This window comes from Streptomyces sp. NPDC005195 (assembly GCF_040608315.1).
Lineage (GTDB): Bacteria > Actinomycetota > Actinomycetes > Streptomycetales > Streptomycetaceae > Streptomyces > Streptomyces kaempferi.
The window spans coordinates 13,545-25,949 of sequence record NZ_JBEXHZ010000024.1; the positions used below are offsets into that span (position 1 = coordinate 13,545).

The 12,405-nt window shown below is 70.9% G+C and carries 12 protein-coding genes; all 12 read right to left on the reverse strand.

What is annotated here, in order from left to right:
* Positions 1-127: 127 nt before the first annotated feature.
* The 12 genes from ABZV34_RS23310 to ABZV34_RS23365 all read right to left on the reverse strand — a co-directional run bounded on the left by ABZV34_RS23310 (position 128) and on the right by ABZV34_RS23365 (position 12,170).
* A complete protein-coding gene (locus tag ABZV34_RS23310) occupies positions 128-1,258 on the reverse strand; it encodes a polyprenyl synthetase family protein (RefSeq protein ID WP_356279790.1) in 1,131 nt (376 codons plus the stop codon).
* The gene (gene hpnE, locus ABZV34_RS23315) at positions 1,255-2,796 is read right to left on the reverse strand and encodes a hydroxysqualene dehydroxylase HpnE (RefSeq protein ID WP_356279793.1); all 1,542 of its coding nucleotides are present in this window, start codon (positions 2,794-2,796) and stop codon (positions 1,255-1,257) included. Before hpnE ends, ABZV34_RS23310 begins: the two co-directional genes overlap by 4 nt.
* Positions 2,793-2,933: a DUF6380 family protein gene (locus tag ABZV34_RS23320; RefSeq protein WP_356279796.1), complete on the reverse strand. Its 141-nt coding sequence runs from the start codon at positions 2,931-2,933 to the stop codon at positions 2,793-2,795. Before ABZV34_RS23320 ends, hpnE begins: the two co-directional genes overlap by 4 nt.
* A complete protein-coding gene (hpnD, locus tag ABZV34_RS23325; RefSeq protein ID WP_356279799.1) occupies positions 2,933-3,883 on the reverse strand; it encodes a presqualene diphosphate synthase HpnD in 951 nt (316 codons plus the stop codon). The genes ABZV34_RS23320 and hpnD overlap by 1 nt, the downstream gene beginning before the upstream one ends.
* Entirely contained in the window at positions 3,880-4,782 is a 903-nt protein-coding gene (gene hpnC, locus ABZV34_RS23330) for a squalene synthase HpnC (RefSeq protein WP_356279802.1), read from the reverse strand. The genes hpnD and hpnC overlap by 4 nt, the downstream gene beginning before the upstream one ends.
* Positions 4,783-5,140: 358 nt before the next feature.
* Entirely contained in the window at positions 5,141-5,914 is a 774-nt protein-coding gene (locus ABZV34_RS23335; RefSeq protein WP_356279805.1) for an ABC transporter ATP-binding protein, read from the reverse strand.
* Positions 5,907-6,836 carry an ABC transporter permease gene (locus ABZV34_RS23340; RefSeq protein WP_356279808.1) on the reverse strand — a complete coding sequence of 310 codons (930 nt, stop codon included), beginning with the start codon at positions 6,834-6,836 and terminating at the stop codon, positions 5,907-5,909. The genes ABZV34_RS23335 and ABZV34_RS23340 overlap by 8 nt, the downstream gene beginning before the upstream one ends.
* 104 nt (positions 6,837-6,940) lie before the next feature.
* The gene (locus ABZV34_RS23345) at positions 6,941-7,825 is read right to left on the reverse strand and encodes a glycosyltransferase (protein ID WP_356279811.1); all 885 of its coding nucleotides are present in this window, start codon (positions 7,823-7,825) and stop codon (positions 6,941-6,943) included.
* Positions 7,822-8,601 (reverse strand): CDP-alcohol phosphatidyltransferase family protein, encoded by a 780-nt coding sequence (locus ABZV34_RS23350; RefSeq protein WP_356279814.1) that lies wholly within the window; start codon positions 8,599-8,601, stop codon positions 7,822-7,824. Before ABZV34_RS23350 ends, ABZV34_RS23345 begins: the two co-directional genes overlap by 4 nt.
* On the reverse strand, positions 8,579-9,640 hold the full coding sequence (locus ABZV34_RS23355) for an iron-containing alcohol dehydrogenase family protein (RefSeq protein WP_356279817.1): 1,062 nt from the start codon (positions 9,638-9,640) through the stop codon (positions 8,579-8,581). Before ABZV34_RS23355 ends, ABZV34_RS23350 begins: the two co-directional genes overlap by 23 nt.
* Positions 9,628-10,380 carry a phosphocholine cytidylyltransferase family protein gene (locus ABZV34_RS23360; RefSeq protein ID WP_356279820.1) on the reverse strand — a complete coding sequence of 251 codons (753 nt, stop codon included), beginning with the start codon at positions 10,378-10,380 and terminating at the stop codon, positions 9,628-9,630. Before ABZV34_RS23360 ends, ABZV34_RS23355 begins: the two co-directional genes overlap by 13 nt.
* Positions 10,377-12,170: a DUF5941 domain-containing protein gene (locus ABZV34_RS23365; protein WP_356280003.1), complete on the reverse strand. Its 1,794-nt coding sequence runs from the start codon at positions 12,168-12,170 to the stop codon at positions 10,377-10,379. Before ABZV34_RS23365 ends, ABZV34_RS23360 begins: the two co-directional genes overlap by 4 nt.
* Positions 12,171-12,405: the final 235 nt, after the last annotated feature.

A 12,405-nucleotide genomic window follows, 5' to 3' on the forward strand; every position in this document is an offset into this window, starting at 1 on the left:
TCTCTGCTGTGGGTCCGCCGTCGGCCGGTGCGTCGCTCTCATGGGGTCCCCCCTTCTCGTACGAAACGGAGAACCTGGGGGGAGACACCGGCCGGCGACTACGCGAGGTTTATTCGACCGATAGTGATCATCTCTTTCGTACGACGACGAAGTCGGCGAGCGCCACGAGCTGGGCCCGCACCTGGTCGGACATCTCGACGGCGTCCAGGGCCTCGATGGCGATGGTGTGCTGACGGCGTGCCTCCTGGGCGGTCCACTCACGGCCGCCCGCCTCCTCGATGAGCGCGGCGCGGGCCGCGAACTCCTCTTCGGAGAAGTTCTCGAAGTCGCTGGCCTTGGCGTCCTCGGCGAGCAGTTGGCCGAGCCGTTCCGAGGCGGGGCCGCCCGCGGCGAGCGCCGCCACGACCGGCAGGGACTTCTTGCGCTGGCGCAGATCGCTCCAGGTCTGCTTGCCGGTGGCCTCCGGGTCGCCCCAGATGCCGAGGAGGTCGTCGACGGCCTGGAAGGCCAGGCCGAGGTGGTAGCCGTACCTCTCCAGCGTGTCGGCGGTGCGGTCGTCCGCGCCGCCGAGGACCGCGCCGATCGAGCAGGCGCAGGCGAGCAGGGCGCCCGTCTTGTTGCCCTCCATCTCCAGGCACTCCTCGACGCTGACCCGGTCGCGGTGCTCGTAGGAGATGTCCTGTGCCTGGCCGTCGATGAGGGCGCGGGTGGCGGTGGTCAGACGGCGGGTGGCGCGGCCGGCCTCGGCGGTGCCGAGTTCGAGGAGGATCTCGTTGGCCAGCGCGAACAGGGCGTCGCCGACCAGGATCGCCTGGGCGGGGCCGTGCACCTTCCAGACGGTGTCGCGGTGGCGCCGCTGCTCGTCACCGTCCATCAGGTCGTCGTGCAGCAGCGAGAAGTTGTGGACCAGCTCCACCGCGACCGCGCCGGGCACCCCGACCTCCGGGGCGGCACCCGCGGCCTGCGCGGACAGCACGGCCAGCGCCGGGCGCACGGCCTTGCCGCCGTCGCCGTCCGCGGGGTTGCCCGCCGCGTCGATCCAGCCGAAGTGATACGCCGCGACGGTGTCCATGGGCGACGCCAGGCGGTCGACGGCCGCCTTCAGCACCGGTGTGGCCAGGGTCCGGCCGCGCTCCAGGAGCGCGGTCACGTCCACCGCGTCGGCAGCCGATTCGGCCGGGGGCACAGTGGGCACAGTCTCTCCTCTTGTTGCGGTACCGGGGGTGCGGGGGTCCACCGCGCGCTGCTCGACCCTCACCTGAGTCCACCTCGCGGTGAAGCGCCGGATCCCGCCGGTGTTCGGCCGGAGGCCCGGGGGGTGTCCCCCGGGCGGGTGCGGGCCGTCTCCTCGAACGCGAGGAGGTGATCGCGGGGCCGGCCCAGAGCACCCAGGGCGGCTCCCGCCGCACCGACACCGCTGCGGACCGCGCTCTCCATGGTCGCGGGCCACCCGGTGGCGGTCCACGCGCCGGCCAGATACAGGCCGGGAGCGTTGGTACGGGCGCCGGGACGCAGCCGCCCCACGCCAGGGGCGGGGGCGAACGTCGCGGTGCGCTCCCGGGTCACGAAGAAGTCCTTCACCTCGGCGTCGCGGGCGGCGGGCAGCAGCCGCTCCAGCTCCGGCAGATAGCGCTCGCGCAGCACGGCCACGGGCTCGTCGATCTCGTGCTGCGCGGCCGACTGGGACAGGGCCAGATACTGCCCCTCCCGCAGTCCGGACGCCTCGGTGCGGTCGAAGACCCACTGCACCGGGGAGCCGAGCGCCGCGAAGAACGGACGTGTGAGCACCTTGCGGTCGTAGACCACGTGGACGTTGAGGATCGGCGCGGTGCCGATCTCCAGGAGCCGCTCGGGGGCGTCCAGCGCGCCGGCGGGCAGCAGATCGTGTGCCTCGCGCTGGGGTACGGCGAGCACCACCGTGTCCGCGTCGAGGGTCTCGCCGGGAACCTGAACGCTCCAACGCCCGTTCTCGTCGAAGGAGATGGAGGTGACTCGTGTACGGACTTCGGTACGGACGCCCGCGGTGTCGAGCGCCTTGCGGGCCAGTGTGTCGTGCAGTTCGCCCAGCGGGACGCGCGCCCAGCCGATGTCGGCCGCGCCCGGGTCGGACAGCAGACCGGTCTTGAACACCATCGCGGCGAGCCCGAGCGACGAGTCGCCGGCCACCGCGTTGAGGGTGGCGACCCCCACCAGGTCCCACAGTGCCTCGACGGCGCGCTCCGACTGACCGTGCCCGGCGAGCCAGCTGCCGAAGTTCTGGTCGTCGAGCGCCGGATCGTCGAGGTCGAGCGCCTTGAGCGCCAGTGCGGCACGGCCGACCTTGGCGCGCTCGGTGAGCGACAGATGCTGATAGGTCGCCAGGCTGCGCGCGAGATGCAGCGGCACCGGCAGCGCGGTGCGGCCGATTCTGCCGAGCCGTCGTCCCGGAGCGCCGTCCGCGTCGAGAACGGGCACGTCGAGACGATCCTGCACCGGCGCCAGCGAGGTCGCGTCGATGCGGTCGAGGAACCACCGGTAGGCGGTGCAGCAGCGCAGGAACACGTGCTGGCCGTTGTCCACGGTGAGGTCGCCGCGCTGGAAGGAGAAGGCCAGCCCGCCCAGCCGCGGCCGGCCTTCGAGCAGCGTCACGCGCACCCCGGCGTCGGCGAGGGAGAGCGCGGCGGTGATCCCGGCGAGCCCGCCACCGACCACCACGGCGGATGTGCCGTGGCCGGTCGCACCGGCGGGCGTCCCGGCGCGGTCCGAGCCGGCCGGACCGTCCGCGTCGGGCTCCCCCGGCTGCGTGGCCTCGCTCATCGTGCGTCCTCCCCCTTCGGCCCGCCGCGGTCTTCGAACGGTGTACGACCGGCCGTCGCAGTCAGGGACGCCACGGACCACCGGAGGGTTGCGTGCCGCTTTCCTCCGATGGAATCACCTTGGACCGGATTGTCCATCAGGTGCGCCTCCTGACGGTGCGGCGGGACACGTGCCGCGCGTCCAGACCGGAGAGGCCGCGCACGGCGACGTACGCCTTCTCCCGGCCCGGCAGCGAGACGCGGCCACGCAGCACGGCCTCCGGCTCCCGCTCGATGCGGTCCAGCAGCCGCCGGTAGATGCCGGCCATGGCCGCGACGCAGGCGCCGCTGCGCCGGTCCAGCATGGGCAGCAGCCGGTAACCCTCCGCGAAGAGGGTGCGGGCCCGTCTCACCTCGAAGTGCACCAGGCCCGCGAAGTCGGAGCCCTCCGGCGGCGTCGGCCCGTCGAACCCGGCCGAGCAGCCGAACTTCGCGAGATCGTCGGCGGGGAGATAGGTCCGCCCGTCCGCGGCGTCCTCACGTACGTCCCGCAGGATGTTGGTGAGCTGGAGCGCGAGCCCGAGCGTGTCGGCATACTCCGGCGCGCGCTCGGCGCCGCGCGCCCCCGGTTCCGTACCGAACACACCGAGCGAGAGCCGCCCGATCGCCCCGGCCACACACCGGCAGTACACCTTCAGGTCGTCCCAGGTCTCGTACGTCTCACCGCGTACGTCCATCAGGACGCCGTCGATGAGCTCGTCGAGGCCGCCGAGCGGCACCGGGAAGTACGCCGCGGTGTGACTGAGGGCGACCGCGACCGGGTCGGTGTCGTCCTCGTCGACCCGGCCCTCGCGGACCCGGGTGAGCAGCGCCCTGGTGTCCTGGAGGCGGGCCGCCTTCACATCCGGTGCCAGCGTGCCGTCGCCGATGTCGTCGACACGCCGTGAGAACGCGTAGAGCGCCGACATCGCACGACGCTTGGGCGTCGGGAGAAGTCGGATGCCGTACGCGAAATTACGCGCCTGCTGACCGGTCACTGCCTCGCAGTAGCTGTAAGCGGCGAGTACCGGTGCGGACACGTGTTGTTCCGACTCCACGGTCCGGATCACCCCTTTCCTCGCAGAGTCACTCCCACCTCGCGCAGCAGCTGGAGCCTGCCGGGCTTGGGCGGGCCGGGAAGTACGTCGTATTCAGCGGCGGCGATCGCGTGGATCGCCGCCCTTCCCCCTGCCACGAACCCCGCGAGCAGCAGCTTCAGCCTGCCGTGGACGCTACCCACGAGGGGGGTGCCTTCATTCAGGAGGTGGAGCGCGCGTTCTGCTTCGTATGCAACCAGCGCGCGCACCGATGCGCCTGCCGTGGCCGTGGCGAGATCCGCCTCCTGGACATGGAAGCGCTTCATGTCCTCGGCGGGAAGGTAGATGCGGTCGCGGCCGAGGTCCTCGGCCACGTCCTGGAGATGCTCGACGATCTGCAGCGCCGTGCACACCGCGTCCGAGCGGCGGATCCGCTCGGGCGTCGAGGTGCCGGTGACCGAGAGGACCAGGCGTCCCACCGGGTTGGCGGACAGCTCGCAGTAGGCCAGCAGGTCGTCGTACGTCTCGTACCGCGTGACGAGCTGGTCCTGGCGGTTGGCCCCGATCAGGCCCAGAAAGGGCTCGGGGGCGAGACCGGTGCGGCGGACCGTGGGCTGCAGACGGCGCAGCAACGGGTGGAGCGGGGTCGAATCGAACACCCGGTGGAGGTCCGCTTCGAGGGCGTCGAGGAGCACGAGGCGGTCCTCGGCCTCCTCGGGCGACACGCCGAGCAGCCGGGCGTCCGCGCCGCCGGGGGCGAGATCGCCGTCGCCGATGTCGTCGACGAGGCGGGCGAAGCCGTAGACCGCCATCAGGTCGTCGCGCCAGGCCCGGGGCAGGAAGAAGGGCGCGACGGGGAAGTTCTCGTCCGCCGCCTTGTCAAGGGTGCCGCGCTCCGGATCTCCGGTGCGGGCCGTCCCGGCTTCGGTCACCGCTCGCCGCCCGGCGCGGGGACGGCACACGCATCGCGGAGCTGGAGAGTTTCCGTAGCCATTGCCGTCACATCTCCCGTTCTACACTGCCGACCCAATACTGCCCATTTCGGACACGCCGCCCGGAGGTCCGCGCAGCGCGCGGGTACCGGACGTCGCGCAATATCGCCCCACTTGCCGCGATTCAGCACCGGTACAGCTTACGTTGTACAACGCTGCACGGTCCGTCGGGGTGTCCTGCACATCACAACAACACACCGATTGGCGTCAAGATTCCTACGGCCAGCAGGAGTTGGCTTTCCCTCTGCAGACGCAAGGCCCCGCCGAATCGTTCCGGCGGGGCCCTGGGCGAGACGGGTTATTTGCCCGTGAACTTCTCGTACTCCTTGAGAACCTCTTCGGTCGGCCCGTCCATCCGCAGCTCGCCGCGCTCCAGCCAGAGCACGCGGTCGCAGGTGTCGCGGATCGACTTGTTGTTGTGACTGACCAGGAAGACGGTGCCCGCGCTCTTGCGCAGCTCGCGGATCCGCTGCTCCGAGCGCTTCTGGAAGGAGCGGTCGCCGGTGGCCAGGGCCTCGTCGATCATCAGCACGTCGTGGTCCTTGGCCGCCGCGATCGAGAAACGCAGCCGCGCCGCCATGCCGGAGGAGTACGTCCGCATCGGCAGCGTGATGAAGTCGCCCTTCTCGTTGATGCCCGAGAAGTCGACGATCTCCTGGTACCGCTCCCTGACCTGCTCGCGGGACATGCCCATCGCGAGCCCGCCCAGGATGACGTTCCGCTCACCCGTCAGGTCGTTCATCAGCGCCGCGTTCACGCCGAGCAGAGAGGGCTGACCGTCGGTGTAGACCCTGCCCTTCTCGGCGGGCAGCAGTCCGGCGATGGCCCGAAGCAGGGTGGACTTGCCGGAGCCGTTGGAGCCGATCAGACCGATGGCCTCACCGCGGTAGGCGATGAAGGAGACGCCCCGGACGGCGTGCACCTTGCGCACGCCCCGTTCCTCGCCGCGCTTGAGGATGCGGCTGAGCGCGGAGGTGGCGCTGCCCTTGCCGGTCTTGGCGCCGTTCACGCGGTAGACGATGTGCAGCTCGTCCGCGATGACAGTGGGGATGTGGGACACCGGGTCAGCCACGGCCGTACCTCTCTTCCGCCTTCCAGAAGTACACGAATCCGCCCCCGGCCACGAGCACGGCCCAGAAGATGGCGATCGCCCACACGTGCGGGGGCAGGTGGGAGGCGCCGTAGCCGTCGATGAGCGCGTAGCGCATCAGGTCCATGTAGATCGCGGCCGGGTTCACCTGGAGCGCGCGGATGACCCACTCCGGGCGGCCGGCGAGCAGGTTGCTGATGGAGAACATCACACCCGAGCTGTACATCCAGGTGCGCAGTATGAACGGCATCAGCTGGGCGAGGTCCGGGGTCTTCGCGCCCAGCCTGGCCACGATGAGAGCGAGCCCGGTGTTGAAGAGGAACTGCAGCGCGAGCACCGGCACGATCAGCAGCCAGGACAGACCCGGGTAGCTGCCGAAGGCGATCGCCACGACGAACAGCACGAGCATCGAGAACAGCAGCTGCTGAAGCTGCTGGAGCGCGAAGGAGATGGGCAGCGAGGCGCGCGGAAAGTGCAGCGCGCGCACCAGCCCGAGGTTGCCCGAGATCGCCCGGACCCCGGCCATGATCGAGTTCTGCGTGAAGGTGAAGACGAAGACGCCGGTCACCAGGAACGGGATGTACGTGTCGTGGGACATGCCCCGGCTGGCCTTGAGGATCAGACCGAAGATGAAGTAGTACACGGCGGCGTTCAGCAGGGGCGTCGCCACCTGCCACAGCTGGCCGAGTTTGGCCTGGCTGTACTGGGCGGTGAGTTTCGCCTGCGAGAAGGCGAGGATGAAGTGCCGCCGCCCCCACAGCTGACGCACGTACTCGACGAGGCCGGGCCGGGCACCGCTGACCGCGAGTCCGTACTTTCCGGCCAGTTCGGCGGCGGAGAGCCCGTCATCGGGCGACGGCCGGTCGCTCACCGCGACCGCTCCGTCCTGCGTTGTGTCACTCACAAGGGGAAACTTTCGTCTTCGGATGCGCACGGCCGGGTCGGGCAGGGCCATGGGCACGGGTCCGGGGCCGGAGCCGGGGCCACATGCTCACGGGAACGAGCTTGTCAGATGACAGGAGGACGGCCCAGTCTGCTCAGGCGCCACACCGTACGCCACTTCATGGGACGCCTCCGTCCGCACGAGCTCGTCCAGCCCTCCTTGAAACCGCCGAACCAGGCCTTCAGCGCGGGTCCGGAGGGGCGGCGGGCCAGCGTCAGGAGCATCCACACGCCCAGATAGACGGGCACGAGCGGTGCGGGAAGGTTCCGGCGGGCGAGCCAGACACGGTTGCGGGCCACCATGCGGTGGTAGACCGCGTGCCGAGAGGGCGCGGTCGTCGGGTGGTACAGCACCATGTCGGACCGGTAGTCGATCATCCAGCCCGCGTCGAGGGCCCGCCATGCCAGGTCGGTCTCCTCATGGGCGTAGAAGAACTCGTCCGGAAGTCCTCCGACCTGGCCGAAGACCTTCGTACGGACCGCGTTGGCGCCGCCGAGGAAGGTGGTGACGCGGGAGGAGCGCATCGGGTCCGAGGCGCGCAGCCGCGGCACGTGGCGGCGCTGGGTCTCGCCGGTCTCCGGGTCGGCGATACGGAAGCTGATGATGCCGAGCGCCGGGTCGGCCGCGAAGGCGTGGCGGCACAGCTCGGCGGTGTCGTGGGTGGCGAGAAGCCCGTCGTCGTCGAGGAAGAGCAGGATGTCGACGTCGGCGCCGCCGGGCCCGAAGGCCTCGATACCGACGTTGCGGCCGCCGGGTATGCCGAGGTTCTCGGGCAGCTCGACGGTGCGTATGCCTTGCGGGACGTCCGGGACGGGCGAGCCGTTGCCGACCACGACCACCTCGACCCGGTCACCGTCCTGCTTGGCCACGGAGTCCAGCAGGGCCCGGAGCTCGTCGGGACGGTTGCCCATGGTGATGATGACCGCGCCGACCTTCATGCCCGCACTCACTTCAGCCTGCTGGAGGCGAGGATGGACACGAGGTGCAGCAGGGTCTGCACGAGCGCGATGCCCGCGAGTACGGCGGTGCCGAGCCGGGTGAAGAACAGGTCTCCCCTGACCTGGTCGGCGATCGCGAGAACCAGGATCAGCAGGGTCGCCTCGATGCCGAGGATCAGCCGGTGGAACTTGAGCGCGCCGGCGGCCCGGCGCGCGAAGGCCATTCCGGAGGAGCGGGGCTCGGACGCGGCCTCCTTGACCGGCGGCAGTCCGCCCTGGTGGCGGGCCACGCCGACGAGGTCGGTCTCGGCCTTGACCAGGATCGCGCCGAGGGCCGCCAGCGTGCCGAGGAAGGCCCACAGCCAGTCGACGCGCCCACCGCCCCACAGGTTGGCGGCGCGCAGCCCGAGGCCGACGAGGACGGCGGCGTCGGTCAGATAGGCGCCGACGCGGTCCAGGTAGACCCCGCCGAGCGAGTACTGCTTCTTCCAGCGCGCGATCTCGCCGTCGACGCAGTCCAGCAGCAGGTACAGCTGGACCGCGACCAGGCCGAGCACCGCGCCCGCGATCCCCGGCACCAGCAGGGCCGGGGCCGCGAGCACGCCGCAGACGGTCATCAGGTACGTGAGCTGGTTGGGCGTGATCCTGGTGTTCACCAGGTAGCGGTCGCAGCGCAGCGAGATCTCTCGCATGTACAGGCGTCCCGCCCAGTGCTCACCGCTGCGCCGGTCCTTCACCCCTGCGGGATGAACGACGGGGCGGAGTTCAGCTACTGATGGCCTTGGCATAGTCGGAGTAGATGTCCTTGATCTGGTGGGTTTTCAGGTCGAGGTGTTCGAGGATCGTGTAGCGGCCTGGCCGGGTCTGCGGGGCGAACTCCACGACCTGGACGAACTCGTCCACCGTGAAGCCGATCTCCTCGGGCAGCACCGGCAGCCCGTGGCGGTGCAGCACCTCGGCCATGTACGCCGACTCCTCGTGCGCCCCCCGCAGGTACATCGCGAAGGCCGCCCCCATGCCGCACTGCTCGCCGTGGCTCGCGGCGCGCTTGGGGAAGAGGAGGTCGAAGGCGTGGTTGATCTCGTGGCAGGCGCCCGACGAGGGGCGTGAGTCGCCCGAGACCGACATGGCGATACCGCTGAGGACCAGGGCCTCGGCGAGCACCTGGAGGAAGTCGTTGTCCCCGATGCCGCCGGGGTGGCGCAGCACGGCCTCGCCGGCCTGCCGTGCCATGGCGGCGGCCAGGCCGTCGATCTTCTCGCCGTTGACGCGGTTGGCCAGCTCCCAGTCCGCGATCGCGGAGATGTTGGAGACGGCGTCGCCGATGCCGGCCCGGACGAAGCGCACGGGGGCCTCGCGGATCACGTCGAGGTCGATGACCACCGCGATCGGGTTCGGCACGCCGTAGGACCCGCGGCCCGCGTCGTTGTCGAGCGTCGCGACCGGGGAGCACAGGCCGTCGTGGGCGAGGTTCGTCGGTACGGCGACCAGGGGCAGGCCGACCCGCGCGGCGGCGAACTTCGCACAGTCGATGATCTTGCCGCCGCCCAGACCCACGACCGCGTCGTAGTGCCCCGCCCTCATGTCCCCGGCCAGCTGGATCGCGTCGTCGAGGGTGCCGCCGCCGACCTCGTACCAGGTGGCGCCGGGCAGCGCCGGGGCGAGCCGCTCGCGCAGCCCGGTTCCCGAGCCGCCGCTGACCGCGACGGCCAGCTTGCCCGAGTGGGAGATCCGCTCGTCGGAGAGGACGCTCGCCAGGTCGTCGAGCGCACCCGCACGGATGTCGACGACGACCGGCGAGGGGATGAGTCTCGTCAGTACTGGCACGCGATCTCACGTCCCTTGGCGAGGTCGTCGTGGTTGTCGATCTCGACCCACTTGACGTCGCCGATCGGTGCCACGTCGATCCGGAAGCCGCGGTTGACGAGCTCCTGGTAGCCGTGCTCGTAGAACTGCTGCGGGTCCGTCTCCCACACCGTCTTCAGGGCGTCCGCGAGGTCGGCCGCGGCCTCGCCCTCGATGAGGGTGACGCCGATGTACTCGCCGGAGGCCTCGGAGGGCTCCATGAGCTTGGTGATCTTCCGGACGCCCTTGGCGGGGTCCACGACGACCTTCATCTCCTCGTCGGCGAGCTTCTTGACCGTGTCGAGGGCGAGGATGATCCGCTTGCCGTCGCCGCGGGCGGCGAGCAGCGTCCGCTCGACGGAGACCGGGTGCACGGTGTCGCCGTTGGCGAGGATCACCCCGTCCGTGAGGGCGTCACGGCCGCACCACAGGGAGTAGGCGTTGTTCCACTCCTCGGCCTTGTCGTTGTCGATGAGGGTGATCCTGAGGCCGTACTTCTCCTCCAGGGCCGCCTTGCGGTCGTAGACGGCTTCCTTGCGGTAGCCGACGATGATGCCGACCTCGGTCAGACCGATCTCGGCGAAGTTGCCGAGGGTCAGGTCCAGGACCGTGATGCTGTCCTCTATGCCCGCGGGACCAACCGGCACGAGAGCCTTGGGGAGGCTGTCGGTGTAGGGGCGCAGACGCCGTCCGGCGCCGGCCGCCAGCACGAGGCCGATCATGCGGGTTCTCCTTCATCGTGTACGGCGGGCGCCCCGGAGGACGCCCAGAAGCGGATGCTCTCGAAGAGCACCAGCACGGCCACGGCCACGGCGAGCGCCGTGAGCGCGACCTCGAACTGTGCGGCGGTGAGCACCGCGGCCAGGACGGTGACCAGCAGCGTCCTGCCTTCGTGCCCGCCGGTCGCACGCACCAGCCAGCGCGGCGGCGCGCCCGCGTTGCCGCGGATGCGGTACACCGTGTCGTAGTGATGGTAGGCGACCGCGGCCACCAGGCCGAAAGCCGCGGGAAGCACTCCGTTCATGTCGGCTTTGACTGCCAGTACCAGAACGGTGAGGTACTCGGCGGCGCGGAAGACCGGCGGGACCAGCCAGTCGAGGGCTCCCTTGAGGGGGCGGACGACGGCTATGGCGGACATGAGCGTGTAGGCGGCGGCGAACACGACGGTCTGCCAGCCGGAGCCCCACAGCACGGCCGAGGCGACCACGAGGAAGCCGCCGACGAGGGCGCTGACGGGCGCCGTGTGCCGGGCGGTGCCGCGTGCGAGGCGGACCAGCAGCTCGACCAGGGGTCCGCTGTCGGCGAGGTCGGCCAGCGCCTGTGCCGCCCGGTCCGTGCGCCGGGCCTTGCGGGTCAGCGAGCGCAGTACCCGGCCGGCCGTGGTGTACGTCGCCGCGAAGGCGCAGCCGGCGAGCAGCGCGTAGAAGGTGATCCGGGGTGTGGTCAGCGCCGTGAGAACGGCGATCATCGCCCATCGTTCGCCGATGGGCAGGACTATCATCCGGCGCACCCAGACCGTCCAGCCGACGCTGTCGAGCTTGCCGGAGAGGGCCGCGGTGGGGCTGGTGTTGGCGGTGGCGTCGTGGTTCGCCTCGTTGAAGGAGAAGTCGACGACGTGCCGGCAGGTCTGGAGGATCATCGCGCCCAGGGCGAGCGCCCACACGTCGTCGCCGCCACGGGCCGCGCCGAGGGCGAGGCCGGCGTAGTAGGCGTACTCCTTGGCACGGTCGAAGGTCGCGTCCAGCCAGGCGCCGAGCGTCGAGTACTGCAGGGAGTAGCGGGCCAGCTGCCCGTCGGTGCAGTCCAGGACGAAGGAGAACAGCAGCAGCAGTCCGGCCGCGACGAACCCGGCACGGGTGCCGGTGGCGGCGCAGCCCGCGGCGACCAGGGCGGTCAGCAGGGAGGCGGTGGTGACCTGGTTCGGGGTCAGGCCGCGGCGGGCGCACCAGCGGGCGAGGTAGCGGGAATACGGGCTGACGCAGTACGTGGTGAAGAAGCCGTCACGGGCCTTCACGGCGCTGCGCAGCCGGATGGCCTCGTCGTCCACGGCGGAGACGGCCTGCCGGATCTCGTTGCGCTCCTGCGGGTCTCCGGGGACGGCGGCCACCAGTGAGCCCAGCTCGGGGCGGTACACGGCGACGCCGTCCGCGTCGAGGGCCGCGGTGAGGCGCCCCTCGAGGTTGTCGGTCGCGACGGCCACGCCACCGGACGCGGAGCTCTCGCGGGCCAGGGCGCGGGTCAGTGCCCGGCGGGCCTCGGGCAGCACGGACACGGCGCCGGGCACCGCGGAGGCCGGGAACCGGGGGTCCGTGAGGCCGAGGCGCAGGGCGTGCGGGTGTCCGACGAAGCGGGCGTCGACGACGGCGACCCGCTCACCTGCCGGTACGGCGGCCAGCAGGGTCTCGGCGTCACCGGCTTCGGCGGCGAACCGTACGTCGAACCCGAGCGACCGCAGATCGCCCTCGAGCGACGATCCGGGGACCGGCTGGCCGGTGAGGATGGCGGTCGACAGCGAACTCACTCCCTGGGTGCCGGGCGGCCTCGCGCCGGCATGTGCGTGGTGGGACGGCCCGGGTCCGGGCCCTTTCCTGGTCCTCCGTCGTCCGCCCCGGGGGCGGGGCGGGAGGGCGCGGACAGCGCCTGCGGCCGCTGGGCGGCGTGTCGGCAGAGGCTATCGGATGATGGGAAGCGGGTGTTCACCACCCGTTCACGGTCCGATCAACCTGGTCTGAGTGACCGTCTCCGTC

What these genes read in the sequence shown, in the direction of transcription:
- ABZV34_RS23350 (WP_356279814.1), bottom strand. Translation starts at nt 8,601, where the DNA reads ATGCCAAGGCCATCAGTAGCTGAACTCCGCCCCGTCGTTCATCCCGCA.
- ABZV34_RS23320 (WP_356279796.1), bottom strand. Translation starts at nt 2,933, where the DNA reads ATGGACAATCCGGTCCAAGGTGATTCCATCGGAGGAAAGCGGCACGCA.
- ABZV34_RS23360 (WP_356279820.1), bottom strand. Translation starts at nt 10,380, where the DNA reads ATGATCGGCCTCGTGCTGGCGGCCGGCGCCGGACGGCGTCTGCGCCCC.
- hpnE (WP_356279793.1), bottom strand. Translation starts at nt 2,796, where the DNA reads ATGAGCGAGGCCACGCAGCCGGGGGAGCCCGACGCGGACGGTCCGGCC.